The organism is Microcoleus sp. Pol11C2, from assembly GCF_036701505.1.
Classification (GTDB): domain Bacteria; phylum Cyanobacteriota; class Cyanobacteriia; order Cyanobacteriales; family Microcoleaceae; genus Microcoleus.
Genome location: NZ_JAUBQX010000005.1, coordinates 89,273 through 109,926, shown reverse-complemented (window position 1 = coordinate 109,926; position 20,654 = coordinate 89,273). Strand labels below are relative to the sequence as shown.

17 protein-coding genes and 1 tRNA gene are annotated in these 20,654 nt (G+C 45.9%); 8 read left to right on the top strand and 10 right to left on the bottom strand.

Features of this window, described 5'->3' with window-relative positions:
• The first annotated feature begins 100 nt into the window (after positions 1–100).
• The 5 genes from QUA42_RS05060 (at position 101) to QUA42_RS05040 (ending at position 7,338) form a co-directional block, all read left to right on the top strand.
• Positions 101–1,138 carry an adenosine deaminase gene (locus tag QUA42_RS05060; protein WP_333135666.1) on the top strand — a complete coding sequence of 346 codons (1,038 nt, stop codon included), beginning with the start codon at positions 101–103 and terminating at the stop codon, positions 1,136–1,138.
• A 328-nt stretch (positions 1,139–1,466) separates the two neighbouring features.
• Positions 1,467–2,771: an aspartate aminotransferase family protein gene (locus QUA42_RS05055; protein WP_333135664.1), complete on the top strand. Its 1,305-nt coding sequence runs from the start codon at positions 1,467–1,469 to the stop codon at positions 2,769–2,771.
• Between the two features lie 266 nt (positions 2,772–3,037).
• On the top strand, positions 3,038–4,516 hold the full coding sequence (locus QUA42_RS05050; RefSeq protein WP_333135662.1) for a TldD/PmbA family protein: 1,479 nt from the start codon (positions 3,038–3,040) through the stop codon (positions 4,514–4,516).
• A gap of 111 nt (positions 4,517–4,627) precedes the next feature.
• Complete coding sequence (locus QUA42_RS05045) at positions 4,628–5,974, top strand: TldD/PmbA family protein (protein ID WP_333135660.1); 1,347 nt, start codon at positions 4,628–4,630, stop codon at positions 5,972–5,974.
• Positions 5,975–6,213: 239 nt separating this feature from the next.
• A complete protein-coding gene (locus QUA42_RS05040) occupies positions 6,214–7,338 on the top strand; it encodes a THUMP domain-containing protein (RefSeq protein ID WP_333135659.1) in 1,125 nt (374 codons plus the stop codon).
• Between the two features lie 278 nt (positions 7,339–7,616).
• Here the strand turns inward: QUA42_RS05040 and hpxZ are convergent, their stop codons facing one another.
• From hpxZ to QUA42_RS05025, 3 genes are all read right to left on the bottom strand, one after another.
• Positions 7,617–8,003 carry an oxalurate catabolism protein HpxZ gene (gene hpxZ / locus QUA42_RS05035; protein ID WP_333135657.1) on the bottom strand — a complete coding sequence of 129 codons (387 nt, stop codon included), beginning with the start codon at positions 8,001–8,003 and terminating at the stop codon, positions 7,617–7,619.
• 91 nt (positions 8,004–8,094) lie between these two features.
• Entirely contained in the window at positions 8,095–8,514 is a 420-nt protein-coding gene (locus QUA42_RS05030) for a peptidylprolyl isomerase (RefSeq protein ID WP_190732048.1), read from the bottom strand.
• Between the two features lie 236 nt (positions 8,515–8,750).
• Positions 8,751–9,620, bottom strand: coding sequence for a prohibitin family protein (locus QUA42_RS05025; protein WP_333135655.1), 870 nt, complete (start codon positions 9,618–9,620; stop codon positions 8,751–8,753).
• Between the two features lie 135 nt (positions 9,621–9,755).
• Between QUA42_RS05025 and QUA42_RS05020 the strand changes: the two genes are divergently transcribed.
• A complete protein-coding gene (locus tag QUA42_RS05020; RefSeq protein WP_333135653.1) occupies positions 9,756–10,547 on the top strand; it encodes an RNA ligase family protein in 792 nt (263 codons plus the stop codon).
• 15 nt (positions 10,548–10,562) lie between these two features.
• The gene (locus tag QUA42_RS05015; protein WP_333135651.1) at positions 10,563–11,723 is read left to right on the top strand and encodes an AAA family ATPase; all 1,161 of its coding nucleotides are present in this window, start codon (positions 10,563–10,565) and stop codon (positions 11,721–11,723) included.
• 34 nt (positions 11,724–11,757) lie between these two features.
• Here the strand turns inward: QUA42_RS05015 and QUA42_RS05010 are convergent, their stop codons facing one another.
• The 4 genes from QUA42_RS05010 to QUA42_RS04995 all read right to left on the bottom strand — a co-directional run bounded on the left by QUA42_RS05010 (position 11,758) and on the right by QUA42_RS04995 (position 15,308).
• The gene (locus QUA42_RS05010; RefSeq protein WP_333135648.1) at positions 11,758–12,444 is read right to left on the bottom strand and encodes an HAD family hydrolase; all 687 of its coding nucleotides are present in this window, start codon (positions 12,442–12,444) and stop codon (positions 11,758–11,760) included.
• Between the two features lie 232 nt (positions 12,445–12,676).
• Complete coding sequence (locus QUA42_RS05005; RefSeq protein WP_332960413.1) at positions 12,677–13,531, bottom strand: manganese catalase family protein; 855 nt, start codon at positions 13,529–13,531, stop codon at positions 12,677–12,679.
• A 373-nt stretch (positions 13,532–13,904) separates the two neighbouring features.
• Positions 13,905–14,114: an acetyltransferase gene (locus QUA42_RS05000; RefSeq protein WP_333135646.1), complete on the bottom strand. Its 210-nt coding sequence runs from the start codon at positions 14,112–14,114 to the stop codon at positions 13,905–13,907.
• A gap of 27 nt (positions 14,115–14,141) precedes the next feature.
• The gene (locus tag QUA42_RS04995) at positions 14,142–15,308 is read right to left on the bottom strand and encodes a zinc-dependent alcohol dehydrogenase (protein ID WP_333135644.1); all 1,167 of its coding nucleotides are present in this window, start codon (positions 15,306–15,308) and stop codon (positions 14,142–14,144) included.
• 660 nt (positions 15,309–15,968) lie between these two features.
• On the opposite strand from QUA42_RS04995, the gene mutS reads away from it, so the two are divergent.
• Positions 15,969–18,596, top strand: a complete 2,628-nt coding sequence (gene mutS, locus QUA42_RS04990; protein WP_333135642.1) for a DNA mismatch repair protein MutS — start codon at positions 15,969–15,971, stop codon at positions 18,594–18,596.
• A 192-nt stretch (positions 18,597–18,788) separates the two neighbouring features.
• Here the strand turns inward: mutS and QUA42_RS04985 are convergent, their stop codons facing one another.
• From QUA42_RS04985 to QUA42_RS04975, 3 genes are all read right to left on the bottom strand, one after another.
• Complete coding sequence (locus QUA42_RS04985) at positions 18,789–19,499, bottom strand: hypothetical protein (RefSeq protein ID WP_333135640.1); 711 nt, start codon at positions 19,497–19,499, stop codon at positions 18,789–18,791.
• A gap of 29 nt (positions 19,500–19,528) precedes the next feature.
• Entirely contained in the window at positions 19,529–20,206 is a 678-nt protein-coding gene (locus QUA42_RS04980; protein WP_333135638.1) for an actin-binding WH2 domain-containing protein, read from the bottom strand.
• Positions 20,207–20,577: 371 nt separating this feature from the next.
• Positions 20,578–20,648: transfer RNA gene (locus tag QUA42_RS04975), tRNA-Gly, on the bottom strand.
• Positions 20,649–20,654: the final 6 nt, after the last annotated feature.

Here is a 20,654-nt window from a genome sequence, read left to right as displayed (position 1 = left end):
AGTGAGAGCCGCTCCACAGACGAGTCCGGAGGCAACAGACCCAATTGCTTTCGGTCAAATTAATTTTTGTTACAATCGAGAAAATTGAGGCTTTTTTGCCATGACTTTACACGCTGAGTTGCACCGCCATCTGGGTGGTTCTGTCGTTCCTAGGGTGCTGTGGCGGTATTTCGATCGCCACAATGCTGAGATGGTTAATCGATTTCAAAAATACTCGGATTTTGAGGAATTTTACACTCGTCCACGCAATACTCTCAATGAGTATTTGGAACTGCACACGCTGGTAGAAAGCGTTCAAACTGTTGAGACTTTGCCTTATTTTATCTATCGGTTGATGCGGGGCGCTTACGTGTTTGAAAATATGGCTTATTTGGAGTTGCGCTATACGCCTTATTTGCGGACTCCAGAACATTTGGAACAGTCAGAACGCATTGATTTGATGGCAGAAATTGTAAAGGTTGTGGGCAAGGCAAGTCAAATTAGCGATTGTCCGATTGTTACCAGCCAAATTTTGTGTATGCACTCGCGTTTGCCTTATGAAGTGAATCGGGCGATCGTAGATTTGGCGGCCGGGATGGGAGAATATGTTTGTGCGATCGATATAGCTGGCGGCGATGATTGTATTGGCGAGCGTTTGGAGGAGTTTGTCGGATTGTACCAGTACGCGAGGTCGATCGGCCTTAAAACTACCGGCCACCTCTATGAAACTACCTCTGGTTGTTATCCCGAACTTCTGCCTTATCTGATGCGTATCGGCCACGGGATTCAAATTCCGTTAAAATATCCCGAATTGCTGCCAGAACTGGCGCGCAGGGGTCAATGCTTGGAAGTTTGCCCGACTACCTATCTCAAAACGGGGACGTTGCAGGATATGCGCGAATTAAAGGTTGTGTTTGATCGATGTTTTGAAGCTGGCGTCGATATTGCCATTTGCACCGACAACGCGGGATTGCACAACGTGCGACTGCCTTTCGAGTACGAGAATTTGTTAACTTTGGATATCATTGATTTTCGGCAGTTGCAAGCGTGTCAAGAAGCTGCTTTCCGCCATGCTTTCGCCTGGCCCTACGGGGAGCGGCCTGTGAAAATGCTGACAGGTTTGTTGCAGCATGAGTCTGTACCCGCGATCGTTAATTAGCTAGTTTTTGTCATTAAACATCAAGTTTTAAGGTTCCTTAAAAACCCGGTTTTTTTATGTTAATTAATGAACCGGGTTTTTTATCTGATATCTCTGTCGCTAGGAAAGCCATCGCCAAGATTTAGGATTGCGGCAGTGATTTTATTTCATTTGTGAATGATATTTTTTTTACTAACCGCAGAGGGCGCAGAGGGCGCAGAGGAGATAGAAAAGATAGAAAGAGGGAGAGAGGTGTTTTGTAAAATTATAATAAGCGTCTGGCGCTCGGCGATCGGGAGCCAGTTATAGTTTGGATGCAGAAGCATCAATATAAAAGGATAAAAAAACGATGACAAATATGGACGCTTACTGGATGCCCTTCACGGCCAACCGACAGTTTAAAGCCAATCCGCGAATATTGGTTTCGGCAAAAGATATGCACTTTACAAGCGATGATAACCGCTCAATTTTAGATGGTACTGCGGGGCTCTGGTGCGTGAATGCAGGACACGCCCGCGAGAAAATTGCCGAAGCAGTTAAACAGCAGGTTTTGCGTTTGGATTACTCTCCGGCTTTTCAGATGGGACATCCAGGTGCTTTTGAATTAGCGGAACGTTTGGTAAAGATGATTCCGGGCAATTTCGATCGCGTTTTCTTTACTAATTCTGGTTCGGAATCTGTAGAAACTGCTTTGAAGATTGCGATTGCTTATCACCGGGTGAAAGGTGAAGGAACTCGCCAAAGATTGATCGGTAGGGAACGCGGCTATCACGGCGTTGGTTTTGGGGGAATTTCTGTCGGCGGTATCGGTACAAACCGCAAGTTTTTTGGCAGTTTGCTGACGGGAGTCGATCATTTGCCTCACACTCACAATCTCGAACACAATGCTTTCAGCCGCAAACAACCGGAATGGGGAGCGCATTTGGCGGATGAATTGGAGCGGATTGTCGCTTTGCACGATGCGTCTAATATTGCAGCCGTAATTGTCGAACCGGTGGCTGGTTCTACAGGTGTTTTGATTCCGCCGAAAGGTTATTTGGAGAGGCTGCGGGCGATTTGCGACAAGTACGGAATTCTGCTGATTTTTGATGAGGTAATTACCGGATTCGGGCGACTAGGCTCTAGTTTTGCTACGGAATATTTTGGGGTTGTTCCCGATATTGTGACGGCGGCGAAAGGGATAACTAACGGTACGGTGCCGATGGGGGCGGTGTTTGTGAAAGAAGGGATTTACGATGCTTTTATGAATGCTCCTGAAAATGCGATCGAGCTTTTTCACGGTTATACTTATTCGGGTCATCCTCTGGCTTGTGCGGCTGCTCTGGCGACGCTGGATATTTATGAGGAAGAAAGGCTGTTTGAACGAGCCGATAAGATGGCTGGTTACTGGGAAGATGCGGTGCATTCTTTGAAGGGAGTGCGGCACGTAATTGATGTTCGCAATCTAGGAATGGTAGCGGGTATTGAGTTGGAATCTATTGCTGGGAAGCCGGGAAAACGGGCTTTTGATTGTTTCTTGCAGTGCTATGAAAAAGGGCTGCTAATTCGCACGACGGGTGATATTATTGCTTTGTCGCCACCGCTGATTATTGAGAAGGAACATATCGATCGGCTTGTGGAAATTTTAACCGGGGTTTTGCAGGAGATGGAGTGAGATTAAACTGAGATATTGCCCAATGATAAACAACAGGCAAGATGCCGGTTCCACAAAGAGTGAATTTATTGTGGGGTGGGTATCCTGCCCGCCATTAAACTCACTCTTTGTACTATTTTTAATAACAGGCAAGATGCCGGTTCCACAAAGAGTGAATTTATTGTTGGGTGGGCATCCTGCCCGCCCATAGAAGGCTTGTTGAAAATGGTTCAAAAAATTGAAAAGCGCTATAATAATTAACAACTAACGACGAATGACGAATAACTATGGTGCAATTAACTGCAAAAATCTCTGCTAACGAGTTAGCAAATTTGGCTGTAGATTTGATTCGGAAAACAGGTTGCGAGTACGGTGATGTACGTTTTGGCAGTTACCGAAGGCAGAATCTTTACGCGCGCGATCGATCTTTAAGCAATTTGTCAGATAATGTAAGTTCTGGTTTTGGCGTGCGGGTGCTTCTCGACGGCGCTTGGGGGTTTGCCGCCAGTCACAGCAAAACGCCGGCAGAGGTTGCAAGAATAGTCGCTTTGGCTGTAGAAATCGCTAAAGGCAGTCGCTTGACTCAGAAGGAACCCGTGCGGTTAGTGCCTGTCGAAAAATATGTCGATACCTACATTACTCCGATCCTCATTGACCCTTTTTCGGTACCGGTTGCTGATAAAGCGGAACTGCTGCTAACTATCAACGATAAGCTACTAGCACACGGCGCACAAGGCATCAAAAAAGCTTCTTCTTTTTTGCAGTCCAGCCGCGAAGACAAGGTTTTTGCTTCTACAGAAGGCTCGCTAATCGAACAAACAATCTACCGCAGCTATCCGGGTTTTGGCTGTACGGCAATTGCGGGCGGCGATGCCCAAAGTCGCAGTTACGAACGCCCGCCGCTGAATATCGGTTACGAACATATTAATCCCGATGATTTGTTGAGTCAAGTCGAAAGAGTTGCCGCCGAAGCTATTGAGAAAGTCCACGCTCCCAAAATCCCTGCTGGTATTTGCAAATCCCTGATTCTCAAGCCGACAAATTTGTATTTGACCATCCACGAATCTGTAGGACATCCAACTGAATTAGACCGGGTTTACGGCTACGAATCTAATTTTGCTGGCACGAGCTTTGCTACTACTGATAAGTTAAATAAACTGCAATACGCTGCACCGTGGGTGAATTTTAAGTGCGATCGCACTCAACCGGGCGGCCGCGGTACAATGGGTTACGATGATGAGGGCGTAAAATCACAAGATTGGTACGTTGTCAAGGATGGAATTTTAGTTGATTATCTCACTGACAGAGAGACGGCTTATCGCCTCGGACGCGCTAGCAGCAACGGTTCTGCTTGCGCTGACAGTTGGTCGAGCGTGCCGATGGTGAGAATTCCCAATTTGGGATTGGAGCCGGGCCCGGATGGCGGCAGCCATACTGCTACTTTGGCCGAGATGATTGCTGATACTGAAGATGGGATTTTAATTGACGGTGTTGGTAGTTTTTCTATCGACCAACAGCGACGCAATTTTCAATTCGGCGGTGATGCTTTTTGGAAGGTGGAAAAAGGTAAAGTTGTCGGTATGTTGAAGGATGTAACTTATCAGGCGATGAGCACTGATTTCTGGAATCAAATAGATGCGATCGGGCCGGCTTCGGAGCTGGTTCAGTGCGGTACTAATATATGCGGAAAGGGCGAGCCGATGCAGGTTGCTCAGATGACTCACGCTTGTGTACCGGTGCGAGTGAGAAATATTCAAATTGGGTAATAGGACATAGGACACGGGGCATCGGTTCTTAGTTATTAGTTAATTGCTAACAATGCCCAATTCGCAATGCCCAATTCGCAATGCCCAATTCGCAATGCCTAATTACCAATCATGATTGTAACAACATCGCCCGCACTTTTAAGTGAAGACCAAGCCTTATCTGTAGTAGAAAAAACAGTCAAACTATCCAAAGCAGAGGAAGTATTTGTCAGTCTCTCTACTGGGGAAGAATCTCTTTCCCGCTTCTCGGAAAATCAAATTAGTCAAAATATTAGCAAAACTGTATTTAGCCTGAGCATTACTAGCTATTTTGGCAACAAAAGCGCCTCTGCTGCTGTTACAGAATTTGATGAAGATGCGATCGCCTCTGCAGTCAAGCGATCAGAAGAATTGGCCCGAATTGCGCCGGCAGACCCCGAATGGATGCCGCTGCTGCCGCCTCAAACCTACGATTTGCGATCGCCCGCCTTCGACACAGCAACGGCAACTGTATCGCCTCTAGCGCGGGCCGAAATGGTGCAGCAAGCTTGCGCGAGATCCTCCCAGGGGGGCGCTCATGGTTCGGGCACTTTGAGCACTGATGCGTCGCTGTACGCGATCGCCTCGTCAACCGGACTCCGCGCCTGCAACCAGTCTACAGAGGCGGATTTCAGCTTTACGGCTCGCGTTGAAGACGGTTCTAGTTGGGCTCAGAGCACTGCTTGGAGTATCAACGAATTGCCGATCGCTCAATTAGCAGAACAAGTGCTCGATCGGGCGATTGCATCTCGCAACCCGCGCCCCATCACTCCGGGCGTTTATCCGGTAATCCTTGACGGCGCTGCTTTTGCGGGCTTGCTACCGTGGGTGATTTGGGGGCTGGATGCGAGGGCGGCGGATGAGGGGCGATCGTTTATGTCGATCGCCGATGCAGAGGGAAAACCAGCGGGAAACCGCGCGGGGGAACAACTTTTCAGCCCGTTAATACAAGTGCAGCGCGATCCGGCTCATCCTTTGCTGCGATCGAATACTTTTTTCGGCGACGGATTGAGCAATAACTATTTGGAAATCATCAAAGATGGCGTCCCTCAAAGTTTGTCTTATTCCCGCTACTGGGCAGCACAAAAAGGCAAAGAGGCAAAAGGTGCTTATTACCCGATCGTGATGACAGGTTCCGACCAAAGTTTAGCAGATTTAATTGCTCAAACCGAGCGAGGAATTTTTGTCAGTCGAGCTTGGTACGTGCGCTACGTTAATCCGAAAACATTGGAAGTAACGGGGATGACTCGCGACGGTACTTTTTGGATTGAGGATGGCAAAATTGCTTACCCGATTAAAAACCTGCGTTTCAATCAAGTTTTACCTGATATGTTGCGCGATGTGGATGCAGTTAGTGCGGTGAAGCGTTACGGCGGTAGTGTCGTGCCCGGAGTGCGCGTGAAAGCTTTTAATTTCACGAGTATTACTGACAGTTTGTGACTTGCAAGGGTGAGGTGCGCGGAAACCCACCCGCATGAGGTGGGTTTTTGTGTCGGTAAGGTCGATCGGGTGCGGGTTCGGGCGATCACCTGTTGACAAAACTGTTCGGAAAATTAGTATTTTTTTTACCGAGGCATCTAGCTTAAGGTAGAGTATTGTTTGTGAGAGTTAGGATTTAAACCACCTACTATCTAATTTAGAGCGATCGAGAAAAAGCAATTACCAATTACCAATTATCAATGAATCAATATTTTGCTACAGTTGCGCGCGGTTTAGAAACTATTGCCGCCCAAGAATTAGAACGTTTAGGGGCCCAGGATGTCAAGCCTGATTTTACTGGGGTTTATTTTGCGGGCGATCGCGCTTTATTGTACCGCGTCAATCTGTGGTCGAGAACAATTTTTCGAGTGCTAATGCCGATCGCCGAATTCCGGTGTTACAACTCGGATATGCTCTACCGCGAAGTGCAGAAAATCCCTTGGGACGAATACTTATATCCCGAAAATACTTTAGCAGTAAACTGCACCGGCGGCAACGAAAAGTTGAACCACACTCACTATACAGCTTTGCAGGTCAAAAATGCGATCGCCGACCAACAGCGCCTTCAATTTAACAAGCGTTCTAATGTCGATGTAGAGCATCCCGATTTGCTAATTAACATTCACATTCATCAAGATAGAGCTATTTTAAGTTTAGACAGTTCTGGAGGCAGTTTGCACCGTCGGGGATATCGACCGGCGATGGGGCTTGCTCCCCTCAAAGAAACCCTAGCTGCCGCTTTGTTGGAGATGGCAGAATGGACGCCTGATTTGCCGTTTTTAGACCCGATGTGCGGTTCTGGAACTTTGCCTTTGGAAGCGACTTTAAAGGCCTTGAATATTGCACCGGGATTGTTTCGAGAAAAATTTGGATTTATGACTTGGCGGGATTTTGACGAACCTTTGTGGGATAAATTGTGGGCGGAAGCGGAAAATAGTGAGTTACCGGAACTTAAAGAGGTGATTGCAGGGTGCGATCGCGATTCCGATATGCTAACCCAAGCTCGCACGAACGCGCAGCAAGCGGGTATTTCCGGTAAGATTCAGTTTGCTCAAACGGAGTTATCTCAGTTGGAAGCACCAGCAGACAGAGGCGTTCTGATTTGTAATCCTCCTTACGGAGAGCGGCTCGGAGATGCTAGCGAATTGGGAGATTTGTACAAGATGTTGGGGGATATTTTCAAGAATCGTTTTAAAGGTTGGAATGCGTTTATTTTGACTGGAAATAAGGAGTTGGGTAAAAAGGTGGGACTCAGGACATCGCGGCGAATTCCTGTTTTCAATGGCTCGATTCCGTGTACTTTGCTCAAATATGAACTGTATTAGGGGAGAGGAGCGGGAAAAAATCAGAGGTACTAATAGTAAATAAAAAAAAGAATATATGCCGAATTGAAAGGCTCAACAATAATCAAATTTAAATACTAATTTTACATTTGAATATATTGTTTTCTTAGCTTTAATATCCTCTCAGGTAAATTAACCACAATACTGGTAGGGGCGGGTTTGACAAACAATCTGTAATTCACATCCATAATATCTATAAACCCCCCCAGCCTGAGCGATAGAATTTCATTACAGGCAATTCAAGGGAAATGACATAACATCTACACCGGCAATAAAGAAACGTGAGCGGAAACAATCTTCCACCCTTGAGGAAACTTGCGCCACATCTGACTCTGCCGCCCCAGCCGCACCACTCCATCCATTACACGGCGGAATTCCAGCGTCACCGCCGCCGTGTCTGCATCGAAAGTCACGATTTTGAGGTTGAACATTTCTCGATCGACATTTACAGGCGATCGCCCTTTGCGAAAAGCCCTCACCTCATCGCTCCCGTACAGGTTCTCCGTCACCCCAAACCGCACGACTTCCGGCGCATCCCAGAACAAATTATCGAGAGTTTCAATATCGTTCGTACAAAGAGCTTTTTCGTATTTTAAATATAGTTCAGTTAACTCAGCCGCCACAGCAGAATCATTGATAACAGTCATAAATTGTAGATTTTAAAACTCTTAACTTTCACAACTTTTGTTGGCAATAAGGACTTTATTCCTTATTGCCAACAAAACTAATTACTGGAAATTAATGCTCAATTTTGAGCGAAATAATCTTGTCACCTTGGCGGATAGCATTGACGACAGACATATCCTCAGTTTTGCCAAAAGTTGTGTGAACTCCATCTAGATGAGACTGGGGAGAATGGCAAATAAAGAATTGGCTGCCACCCGTATCGCGGCCTGCGTGAGCCATCGATAAAGTTCCTGCCAAATGTTTGTTGGAGTTAATTTCGCACTTGATTTTGTAGCCCGGGCCGCCCGTTCCATTGCCTTTGGGACAACCACCTTGAATCATAAAGTTAGGAATGACTCGGTGAAAGGACAATCCATCGTAAAAACCTTTTTCCGCCAAGTCAACAAAATTCTTCACTGTGTTAGGCGCATCCGCATCGAACAATTCCAAATTGATTGTGCCTTTGTCGGTTTCCATAATAGCGCGGGTCATGATTTCTCCTGGCTTCCTAAAATGAGTGTGTTGCCTGCGTTTTAATTGCGGACTTCGCTTTTATAACGACAGGTTTCAAACTGTCGTTATATTGTGGCTTTCAGAAGTGTAGCATATTCCCGCAACTCTCATAGGACTTATGTGCGCTTTCTGAGGAAACTCGGTTTATTGCGAGATTTCTGGTTAGCAAAGCCAATATTTTCGGAGACAGTGGGTTTGTTACCCTCAGTCATATTTTAATTGTTGGTCACTTGCGGGGGATCGGGTTCTTCCTGAATATCGCTCATATTAAAAATGAAAGGAACGCGACTCGAACCTGCGCCCATAACCAGCACTTTTGGCATCTGAGCCCCGCCGCTTCTCCAAGCTTCGATTGCCTCTTTTTGCAGCACTAAATCGCCGCCTTGAGCCTTCAAAGTTTCAGCCAAAAGCCTTTGAGCTTCAGCCCTACCTTGAGCGCGGTTAATGTCAGCTTGAGCCTGTTGTTCTGCTTCCTGAGCCACATAAACAGCTCTTTGCGCCCGCTGTTCAGCAACCTGTTTCTCCTCAACCGCTTTTGCAAAATCTGTGGAGAATCGAATGTTAACCACGCTCGTATCGAGTACGATTACATCATACTTTGATAGCCTGTCCTTCAGCGCAGTATCAAAGTCTCGCTTCAGTTCACTTCTTTGAGTAATAGATTGTTCGGCGGTTCTCAGTGCAGCGGCTGTTTTAAATGCTTCTTGCGTCTGAGGAGCAATAATTTTTGAGACTATATTCTCCAAAGTTCCTTGAGTCCTTCTGATCTCCACTATTTTCTCAGGATCGAGGCGAAAGTTGATCGCAAAACTAGCATTTAAATCCTGAAGGTCTTTAGTAGCACTCTGGGCGGGAACTTCAAATTTTTGCACTGTTACATCGTACACATCTACCTTGGATATTAGCGGGGGTCTGAGGTGAAACCCCTCTAACAATGCTCCATCTGTGGCTTTTCCTAAAACGCTAACCACCCCTGCTTCACCTGGATTGATGACGACAAAAGAGTTTAAGGCGATGAGTAGCGCGCCTACTAATAGAATCCCAGCGAGTGCTGATGATATGCTCGGAAAATTTTGATTTTTCAACTTACACGCTCCTTTGTGCTCATTCCATTATAATGGTTAAATATATTCGGTCGCCTCTAAAGTCTAAAATCTAAAATTACAATCTAAAATGGATGGGGTTGCCTCTGAAATCTCAAATCTAAAATGGATGGGCTGATGCTCAAAATTGTTAAATATCCTAGAACTTATCACATCGAAGGTTCGCGTTTCCAACCAGGTGATGAAGACCTCGACAGCGTGCCATTTAGCGCCTTGAGCGATCGCCCTATAATTATAGAAGAAAAGGTAGACGGCGCTAATACAGGCATCAGCTTCGCACCAGATGGACAAATGCTGCTGCAAAGTCGCGGCCACTATCTCACCGGCGGGCCAAGGGAAAAACATTTTAACTTATTCAAACAGTGGGCTTTCAGTCTCAGCGGTGTGCTGGGAGAAGTGCTGGGAAATCGCTACATTCTTTACGGTGAATGGCTGTATGCCAAACACACTGTTTTTTATGATTTTTTGCCGCACTATTTTATGGAATACGACGTGCTCGACTTAGAAACCAATCAATTTTTGAGTACAGAATCCCGCCGCAAGTTGTTAAGCGGACTGCCGTTAGTGTCAGTTCCTGTGTTGTTTTCGGGAGTGGTGAAATCTCCCAAGCAAATGATGCCGTTTATGGACAAGTCTAATTTTATTCAACCTGGACATTTGGAGCGATTGCGTTCGTACTGCGGGGAATTGGGATTAGATGAAGAACGGTGTTTGAAAGAGACTGACAAGAGCGATCGCATGGAGGGTCTGTACATTAAAGTCGAAGAAGATGGCATAGTAAAGGCGCGTTATAAATACGTGCGTGCCAGCTTTTTGACGGCTATTAAAAATGCCGAAGGACATTGGCTAAATCGCCCAATTATACCCAATATTCTGCGTCCCGGTGCAGATTTATTTAATTTTAGTTAACCAGCAGGTGAATTTATGAATGCACTGTTATCGCCCTCGGCAACTTGGACTTTTCCCTTTTGTCCCCAACCGCCCCATTGGTTCCTGGATTGGGACAGCATTCAAAATCATTTCGATTGGATTCAAAACTTAAAAGGATGTCAGCAAGACCCGATTTATCACGCCGAAGGAGACGTTTTAATTCATACCAAAATGGTCTGCGAAGCATTAATCTCATCCCCGAATTGGCGGCAATTACCCGAAAAAGAACGATCGATACTTTTTGCGGCCGCTTTGCTGCACGATGTCGCCAAACCAGCCTTTACAAAAATAGAAGCCGACGGCAGAATTAGCTCAAAAGGTCACGCCCGCCAAGGTGCGAGAATGGTCAGACAAATTTTATCTCAATTCGAGCCGCCCGTGCAGTTTGAGATTCGCGAAACAGTGGTGGCGATCGTCCAATTCGGCAGTTTACCCATCTGGCTGATCGACAAACCCAACCCGCAGCAGTCTGTAATTAAAGTCAGTCAAGTTGTCCGCTGCGATTTCCTCGCACTTTTAGCCGAAGCAGACGTGCGCGGCCGACAGTGCGACGACAGACAAGAACTGCTGGATAAAATAGAACTATTTCGGGAGTTTTGTCAAGAAAATAATTGCTTGGATTCTCCCCGACAATTCCCATCAGCACACAGCCGATTTATCTACTTCCGCAAAGAGAACGGCAACCCGGATTACGAAGCATTTGACGACACTAAATGCGAAGTAATTTTGATGTCTGGCTTGCCAGGAAGCGGTAAAGATTATTGGATTCGGAAAAATCTCCCAGATTTGCCAGTAATCTCGCTGGATGCACTGCGAAAAGAGATGAATGTGCCTCCCAACGAAACACCTGGGAATGTGGTGACAGCAGCCAAACAAAGAGCGCGCGAATACATAAATGAGGGGCGTTCTTTTGTGTGGAACGCCACGAATACAACTAAACAAATGCGGCAGCAATTAATTAATTTTTTTGCTGCTTATCAAGCGCGAATTCACATTGTTTATCTGGAAGTACCTCTAGAAGAAATATTGCAGCGGAATCGATCGCGCACAGCAACAGTACCGGAAGCAGTCATTCGCAAATTAGCTGCCCGACTGGATATTCCCGACATCACAGAAGCCCATCAGGTAGAGTGGATTGTGAGCGATCGGGCTTAATAGTGGCAATCCACCCGCTAGTGCTCCTATTTCATCAACGCGCTACCAATTCCTTTTTCCCTAAAATAGAATCGTCATAATGCGCCAACAAATCAGCAGGGTGATCGTAAATTGCCGCAGCATTTGCTAGCGAAGCATCATCGAAACCTCCGCACCTAAAAGCAATTACTGGCACCCCGCACTTGCCCGCAGCTTCGATATCGTAAGGAGTATCAGCTAACATCACCGTCTGACTCGCTTCCATCTGCAATTTGCTCAAAGCAGCTTCCACAATATCCGGTTCCGGCTTAGAAGCTTCCGCATCACTCGATGTCGCCGCTTGATCTTGATCCAATAAATCGTCAACTTGTGCAGCTTTCAGCAAACCGGAAAGTTCTTCATTGGTAGCTGAAGTAGCAATAATTAGCCGCAATCCTTCTTGCTGCATTTTTAACAGCAAATCCCGCGAACCGGGGGTTGGAGAAAGCTCGGGGGCAAAGCGGTTAATAATCAGTTCTTTGCGCCGCTGTGCAATCTTTTTCCCGTCCCCTTCTTCGTCGGAAAGTCCTGATACCATTTTGGGTATAACTTTGTCGCCTCCCATGCCAATTAGCGGGCGAATTTTCTCGAACGGCACTTCGTAGCCGTAAGCCGCAAATGCCTCTACCCAAGCTTGAGCGTGGGCGTCATTGCTGAGCGTGAGAGTACCGTCAATATCGAGAATTACTGCTTGCAATTGCATAACTTATTTGTGGTTAGTTATTAGACTTCTTATCAAAACCTGGTTTGTAGTAAGGACTGAACTCCTTCACTAATTAATGAGCCAATTATCGATTAAAGTTCTTACTACAAACATGGGGTTAGTAGTAAAAACTTTAGTTTTTGTTAGGTGAGGAGTAAGCACTTTAGTCCTTAATTACTTAATTAATTAATCAATCGGGGACTGGTCAGCTTACTATTAACTTTTTGATTGCCTATTTCATGCCGGTGCCGTGCAATTTTGGTTCGGGCGGCGGTGGTACTGGTTCAGGGCCTAACGGTTGGGGATTGGCTACATATTCAAACTCGCCTTTGCCGTCCATTGATTTGCCTTTCGCCCAGCGTCCCTCGCTACTTTCGGAACCTTCAGAATGATTCCAAAACTGATAAGCAAATTCTGATTTTTCCAACTCCTGCGGGAAGGAACTCGGAACGGGGGTTGTTTCCATTCCCGAACTTTCTAAATCTTCGATCGCCGCCAGCCACAAATTTTGGTGCATCGTGTCGCGGGCGATCATAAAACTCAGGGTGTCTTTCACGCCCGGGTCGTCTGACATTTCATACATCCGCACAGCCTGCAATCTTCCTTGCGATTCGGCGTGCAAATTCGAGCGAAAATCTGCTAAAAGATTGCCGCTAGCAACGATATAACGGCCGTTCCAGGGATACCCTACGCTGTCGCTAGGAAGTGCGCCCAAGCCAGATACAATTGCGTGCTGCGGATTCATGCTGGCGGCGATCGCATCTCGCGGGCTGTTTCCCCCCATCACAGCACCCACCACAGCATCCTTGAAACCTTCTTCTTGCATAGAGACAGGAGCTTTATCTAACAAGTGAGCAATCATAGTTGCTAGCATCTCGATATGCCCGATTTCTTCTGTACCGACATCAAGCAACATATCGCGATATTTAGCTGGGCCTCGGCAGTTCCAACCTTGAAATAGATACTGCATCATCACGGTCATTTCGCCAAATGTACCGCCAATTAGTTCTTGTATTTTCTTGGCGTAAACGGCATCTGGCTTTTCTGGTCTTTTGTAATACTGTAGTGGCTTCTTATGGTAAAACATGGGGAATTCCTCCCAGGGTGTTTTGAACAAGTTTCATTATTTGTAACGCTGCCAACGATCGAGGGGAATCAGCTTTTAGTCATAAAGAAATTAAATCAAGCCCGGTTATCTTTATCACTTTAGTTTAATGCGGTTTTTCGCGCCCGCGAACTAAAGACTCTGCATTAAATTTGGTCGATCGTACATTCTATTTAAACAAACACAGCGCTGTGTCCTCCGGATGTCAAAAAACACGTCAAAACCGCCCTCATGCAGGGGTGTTAACCCCTATCGGAGAGCGGTTTTTCCGGTTTAGCGGACACCTGTGTGCTGTGTCCATCCCCCTAGCTTCGAGTCCCGCCCTTGTTAAGCGGAATGGGGAGAATCAGTTGAATCAATGAGTTTGATAATTTTCCTCAGTCCAACAGCGCGGTAGAGATTCACCGGAAGGAAAGACTAAATTACTCTTGGGAAAAGTAGCTGTCTCTTGCTCTTCTTGACCAGCTTGATTTTTTCCCGGCACTTCTTGTTTTGTAGGGCTGAGTAAAGCATCTACATCGAGGATTTCAATCAAGTCGCCTGATTCTTTTTCTTGTAAAAGCATAGTTTTTCCGTGAAGGGTAAATGCGAGTTATGGTTTGAGGACAACTTTGATGCAGTTGTCTTTTTTGTTGAGGAAAATCTCGTAAGCGTGGGGCGCTTCATCCAATTTCATTCGGTGCGTAATTACAAAGGACGGGTCAATTTCGCCTTTTTGAACGCGATCGAGCAACGGCCGCAAATAGCGGTGAACGTGCGTCTGTCCCATTTTCAGGGTCAAGCCTTTGTTGAAAGCTGCACCTAGGGGTACTTTGTCTACGAAGCCACCGTAAACGCCGGGAATTGAGACTGTACCACCTTTGCGGCAAGCTACTATCACTTGTCGCAGGGCGGTGGGTCGATCGCTCTCCAACCGCACGGCTTGCTTGGCTTTGTCGTACAAAGCGTCGAGACCGGTGCCGTGGGCTTCCATTCCCACAGCGTCGATGCAAGAGTCGGGCCCGCGTCCCCCCGTCATTTCGGTGACGGCTTCCCCGGCGTCCATTTCTTCGTAGTTGATGATTTCAGCTTTGGCCGCGGCCGCCATTTGCAAGCGTTCCGGTACGCGGTCGATCGCAATTACTCGCTCTGCCCCCAGCATAAACGCGCTTCTGATCGCAAATTGTCCGACCGGCCCGCATCCCCAAACAGCTACAGTATCCCCCGGCTGAATGTTGCAGTTTTCTGCAGCCATGTAACCGGTAGGAAAGATATCGGTGAGGAACAATACTTGTTCGTCCGAAAGTCCGTCGGGAATTTTTAAAGGGCCGACATCTGCAAACGGAACCCGCGCGTATTCTGCTTGACCTCCTGCATAGCCGCCCGTTAAATGCGAGAAGCCAAACAGTCCTGCCGGCGAATGACCGTAGAGTTTTTCAGCCAATCCTGCATTGGGGTTGGAGTTGTCGCACAGCGACCACAAATCGCGGTTGCAAAAGAAGCAACTACCGCAAGAAATAGTAAAAGGAATGACGATGCGATCGCCCTTTTTTAAGTTCTTGACTTCGCTGCCGAGTTCGACTACTTCCCCCATGAATTCGTGGCCCATGATGTCGCCCGATTGCATTGTCGGGATCAAGCCGTTGTAGAGGTGCAAATCTGAGCCGCAGATTGCTGTAGACGTTATTTTAACTATCGCATCGCGCGGATTGATAATTGTTGGGTCTGGTACATTATCAACTCGCACATCATTTGCTCCGTGCCAGCAAAGAGCTTTCATTATTTTTTTCCTCTAGTTAACTACTAGCTAGCAAATTTTTGATTTTAAATCTTACGTTTACTAAGCTGATAAATTACTCGCTTGGATGTTTTTAATTTTAAGCATATAAAATATATATTCTCTCTATCCAAGGTATAATTTATAAATCTATCTTCCGGCTGTTTTCAATACCAAAAATGTAAAGTTTATGCCCCTAAAGTGCGGGAAATTTTACATTCTTCTGTTAACCGCCAACAGTTATAGCAACCATGCCCGACGGTTAGGACGTTGTTAATTGCTAAAATCCTTGCGGAAGATTGCAACTTCGGTCTTCCTTCAACATCGGCTAGAACAGCTAATAACGAGATGGATGAGGTTGTTTTTGTCGATCGGCGAGCGCTCCCCTCTCACAATTAATAAAATTTTCGCGCTTAATCTCACTAAAGCGGTGTCCTGGCTCACATTAGATAACTAGCGACCTAAAACTTCTCAACTAAAAGCGGGTTTATCGATTATTAAGTAGGGTGCGTGACTTTTGTATAGCTCAACACTCTTCGCCAATATTGAGAATCACGCACCCTGCTTAAGGAGGATTAATCGTCAAATATTGTATATTAGTTAGAGCTAAAAGCCGAGCTTGCGCTAAAGTTGTTAAAGATTAAAATTTATCGATCGCCTTTTATGCCTTACACTGCATCTACCCCAACAGACCCCAATCAACCCAACATCCGCAATGCCGACCACCGCCTACTAGAATTCACCAAGCTGACGCCGATGATGCAGCGGTATGTGGAAGTGAAAGAACAGTATCCCCACGCACTTTTATTGTTTCGAGTCGGAGATTTCTTTGAGTGTTTTTTCCAAGATGCAGTTACGATTTCGCGGGAATTAGAACTTGTTTGTACTAGCAAAGAAAGCGGCAAGGAAATCGGGAGAGTGCCGATGACAGGAGTGCCGCACCACGCCCTCGATCGCTACACTTCAATGTTAGTAGAAAAAGGCTATGCTGTGGTAGTTTGCGACCAAGTTGAAGATGCCTCGATTGCTGCTAAAGAAGGCCGCCAAGTCAAGCGAGAAATTACCCGCATTCTCACTCCCGGAACTTTGACTGATGACGGAATGCTCAAACCCAGACAAAATAATTTTTTAGCAGCAGTCGTCATCGCTGGGGAACATTGGGGACTGGCTTATACAGATATTTCTACTGGAGAATTTGTCACTACCCAAGCAGACAGTTTAGAACAATTAACCTTAGAATTGCTGCGTTTGCAGCCTTCGGAAGTCTTGGTGCCGACTAATGCGCCGGATTTGGTGACTATGTTGAGGCCCGGAGAGAAATCCGAGCATTTGCCCGATTGTTTGCCTAATTCATTTTGCTATTCTTTGCGATCGCAAATACCGTTTAGTTTGTCCGAAGCAAAACAGAGAATCCTGCAAAAGTTCAAAGTGCGATCGCTTGAAGGTATGGGATGCGGCCATTTGCCCCTCGCAGTGCGCGCCGCTGGTGGTTTGCTGCAATATATCGAAGAGACTCAAAAGGAAAAAGCAGTTTCTTTGCAAAGATTGCACACTTACACTCTCACCGATTTTCTCATACTCGACTACCAAACGCGCCGCAATCTCGAAATTACTCAAACGGTGAGAGATGGGGTTTTTCACGGTTCGCTGCTGTGGGCGATAGATAAAACCAGCACCGCAATGGGAGGCCGCGCTTTGCGCCGCTGGGTGCTGCAACCTTTGCTCAGCATTAAAGGCATTGGCGCCAGACATGACACGATTCAAGAATTAGTAGAAAATAACGGTCTGCGCCAAGATTTTCAGCAGTTGCTGCGCCAAATTTACGACATCGAAAGACTTACAGGCCGCGCCGGTTCTGGAACAGCTAGCGCGCGGGATTTGGTCGCTTTAGCTGATTCTCTGGGAAAACTGCCGGAATTAGCCTCGATCGCAGGTCAAGGGCGATCGCCCTATTTGAAAGCGCTGCAAAATGTACCGCCAATTTTAGAAGAATTAGCAACTAAAATTCACGCTCATTTAGTTGATGAACCACCGATTCATTTAAAAGAAGGAGGTTTGATTCGCTCGGGAATCAATCCCATGCTAGATGAAATGCGCCACACTGCATCAGCCGACCAAGAATGGATTGCCAATTTAGAAGCAACTGAGAGAAAACGCACCGGAATTTCTAATTTAAAAGTCGGTTACAATAAAGCTTTCGGCTATTACATCAGCATTACTAAATCGAAAGTAGACCAAGTGCCGAAGGACTACACCCGCAAGCAAACTCTTACCAATGAAGAACGTTATAGCACTGAAGAATTAAAAGAAAGGGAAGTGCGAATTCTGACGGCGCGCGAAGATTTAAATCAATTGGAATACGATATTTTTGCTAAAGTGCGATCGGAGGTAGGAGAACACGCCGAAATTATTCGCAACGTTTCCCGCGCGGTGGCGGCGGCGGATGTTTTGTGCGGTTTGGCAGAAGTAGCAGTTTACCAGAATTACTGCCGCCCGACTATGACAGAAAGTCGGGAAATTAAAATTATTGAAGGTTGTCATCCTGTGGTGGAAAAGTCTTTGCCGCCGGGATTTTTTGTACCTAATTCTGCTTTTTTGGGTCGGGAAGAATCGCTAAACCGCCCAGATTTAATTATTTTAACCGGGCCGAATGCTAGCGGGAAAAGCTGCTACTTGCGGCAGGTGGGTTTGATCCAGTTAATGGCGCAGATGGGCAGTTATGTGCCGGCGAAAGCTGCGAGTTTGGGAATTTGCGATCGCATTTTTACCCGCGTCGGCGCAGTAGATGATTTGGCAACCGGTCAATCTACGTTTATGGTGGAAATGAACGAAACTGCAAATATTCTCAATCACGCGACGCCGCAATCATTGGTTTTGCTAGATGAAATTGGCAGGGGAACGGCGACGTTTGACGGACTTTCGATTGCTTGGTCTGTCGCAGAATATTTAGCAACTGAGATTCGGGCGCGGACAATTTTTGCGACTCACTATCACGAATTGAATGAGTTAGCTTCTATTTTAGATAATGTCGCAAATTATCAGGTTACAGTGAAAGAATTGCCGGATCAAATCGTATTTTTGCACCAAGTTCAGGCGGGAGGTGCGGACAAATCTTACGGAATTGAAGCGGGGAGATTGGCAGGTTTGCCGCCGTCGGTGATTGACAGGGCGAGACAGGTGATGAAGCAGATTGAGAAACATAGCAAAATTGCGATCGGGCTGCGGAAAGGTGTTAAAAAAAATGGTAGAAAAGAGTCGGAGGGCGAACAGTTGGATATTTTTGATGATTGAAATTCCCGGTGCGAATAAAATTTGTAGTAATTTCTATATTGCACCATTTTCAATAAGCCTTTCAGGGGGGGGCAGGATGCCCACCCCACAAGAAAATTTAATTTTTGTGGAACAGGCATCCTGCCTGTTCTTGAGCATGGTGCAAGATCTCAGTTACTACTTTTACAACAAACCAGGAACTCTGCAACAACTCTAACGTCCATTTTGCAACTTTCTTACCTCTTTGTGTACGCTCATCCCAATTTCCAAAGCTTCATTCAGCAATCGGCCGTATTCAGTCGCCCGATCGCTCACCTCCAACGCCATCAAAGCAGCTAAATTACTTTCAATATTAGCAAATAGCTCGTAACGGCGACCGATAAATTTCTGATTTTCCCTGAGAATCCTCTCGGTTTTCAAAGCACCGACTAAACTTTCTCTAGTAATTTTTAATGCTTCAATTGCATCTCCTCGGTTAATTAAATTGGCTTGTAAATTGCCAGCATCCGTTAGGCGATCGATAATATCTAAAGCCTGAATTACCTCATGATACTTCTCAACTTCATCCAGCAGACCCGCCAGCGTTGCCAGAGGCTTGGCCTTAACCCATTTATAGACATTCCAAGCAACAGTAATCGCCAGCGACAAACCCAAAGTTATTTGTAAAACCCGGACAAATATTTCAGCATCGCTAAATGAACCAACATTATGTTTATTAGCCAGTAAAGCAACAGGCAGCGAAACAACTAATGTCACACAAAATATCAGTAACTCATTCAACAAAAGAGAAAACAGCTTTTTGCGGTCCCGGAGTGCCGCAGGTCGGTAAAAATCCGCTGCAAAACCGTCGCTCAAAGCTATTCCGCTCAAATCCTCCAACTCCTTCTCAGGAATTTTTAACTGTTCCAAATCCGCTTGTATCACTCTTTAAAATCTCCTTAAATTGGGATTAATTACGATCCTCCCAGAGACATAATTGATTGCCACAGACTCATATAAAAATTGCTGTCTCGGTTTCGGAACAGTTGAAAAGCTTGTCCCGGTGCGCCAAAAAACGGTCTTAGCGTCCATCCCAATTGACTGCCAACAAACGCATAAAGTCCCAACCAGAAGCGCAAAATATTTAGCCTGATGTCTTTGCCTTCCGCATCTTGTTCTGAAAGAAAGTGCATTCCTTGATAAATGAAACTTACTCCCAAAAATCCTGTGATTGCCATGATAGCAACATTCAGCAACAGATAAAAATTGTAATTGGTACTGCTGATGAGAAAAAACAGACTGACAGGTGCAAATCCAAACAACAAAACGCTAATCATCGCCATCGCTGTCATCAACAATGTCAAATACTGCTCAAAAGTACGTTTTGAACCAAACATTACATTAAAAAAGTATAGTGTGGGAAAGCAGATAATCAGCGTCAGTAGGTAAAGTGCTGGCAACTTAATTGCTGAAACCAGACATTGCATCCACGTACTAGATGCACCTAATATGGCTCCGTAAATGCCAAAAAATAGGGTACTAGAAATCAACAAACCGAAAATTTTAGATTTGAGCTTGACACCTTGGCGAATTTCTTCGAGAAACTGTTGCCGTTCCCGCAGCAAATACATTACTACTGAAAAATATTTCACGGGCCCTCCTTGTGACTGATGCGACTCCGAATCAGTCATAACTCAAGCTGAGTTCGATCGGCAATCTTGTCAAATCAGGGCACTCTATGTTAACCACTTATTCTTCCAGATACAGGGCTTACACAGAACCTAATTATGTAGGGTGCTCTTGGGCCGCGCACCTTACCGCTATTAACTATCGGCTGGATATTTCTAGTCAAATTCTAGTCACATTGTCTCCAAATTGTATCCAAAAAAATCATTTGATAGTCATTTCGTAGTCATTTCCTAGTCATTTGATAGTCACTTTGATCCCCGACTCAGCCGTATTCTGGACAATAAAAAACCTCAAACCGTTGATTTATCGTTGGTTTGAGGTTTTTGTAGGCGCAAGCGGGCAGCGGGAATCGAACCCGCATAGTTAGCTTGGAAGGCTAAAGTTTTACCACTAAACTATGCCCGCGCACAG

What these genes read in the sequence shown, in the direction of transcription:
- mutS (WP_333135642.1), top strand. Translation starts at nt 15,969, where the DNA reads ATGCCTTACACTGCATCTACCCCAACAGACCCCAATCAACCCAACATC.
- QUA42_RS04995 (WP_333135644.1), bottom strand. Translation starts at nt 15,308, where the DNA reads ATGAAAGCTCTTTGCTGGCACGGAGCAAATGATGTGCGAGTTGATAAT.
- QUA42_RS05020 (WP_333135653.1), top strand. Translation starts at nt 9,756, where the DNA reads ATGCTCAAAATTGTTAAATATCCTAGAACTTATCACATCGAAGGTTCG.
- QUA42_RS05015 (WP_333135651.1), top strand. Translation starts at nt 10,563, where the DNA reads ATGAATGCACTGTTATCGCCCTCGGCAACTTGGACTTTTCCCTTTTGT.
- QUA42_RS05010 (WP_333135648.1), bottom strand. Translation starts at nt 12,444, where the DNA reads ATGCAATTGCAAGCAGTAATTCTCGATATTGACGGTACTCTCACGCTC.
- QUA42_RS05005 (WP_332960413.1), bottom strand. Translation starts at nt 13,531, where the DNA reads ATGTTTTACCATAAGAAGCCACTACAGTATTACAAAAGACCAGAAAAG.
- hpxZ (WP_333135657.1), bottom strand. Translation starts at nt 8,003, where the DNA reads ATGACTGTTATCAATGATTCTGCTGTGGCGGCTGAGTTAACTGAACTA.
- QUA42_RS05050 (WP_333135662.1), top strand. Translation starts at nt 3,038, where the DNA reads ATGGTGCAATTAACTGCAAAAATCTCTGCTAACGAGTTAGCAAATTTG.
- QUA42_RS05040 (WP_333135659.1), top strand. Translation starts at nt 6,214, where the DNA reads ATGAATCAATATTTTGCTACAGTTGCGCGCGGTTTAGAAACTATTGCC.
- QUA42_RS05055 (WP_333135664.1), top strand. Translation starts at nt 1,467, where the DNA reads ATGACAAATATGGACGCTTACTGGATGCCCTTCACGGCCAACCGACAG.
- QUA42_RS05000 (WP_333135646.1), bottom strand. Translation starts at nt 14,114, where the DNA reads ATGCTTTTACAAGAAAAAGAATCAGGCGACTTGATTGAAATCCTCGAT.
- QUA42_RS05030 (WP_190732048.1), bottom strand. Translation starts at nt 8,514, where the DNA reads ATGACCCGCGCTATTATGGAAACCGACAAAGGCACAATCAATTTGGAA.
- QUA42_RS05045 (WP_333135660.1), top strand. Translation starts at nt 4,628, where the DNA reads ATGATTGTAACAACATCGCCCGCACTTTTAAGTGAAGACCAAGCCTTA.
- QUA42_RS05060 (WP_333135666.1), top strand. Translation starts at nt 101, where the DNA reads ATGACTTTACACGCTGAGTTGCACCGCCATCTGGGTGGTTCTGTCGTT.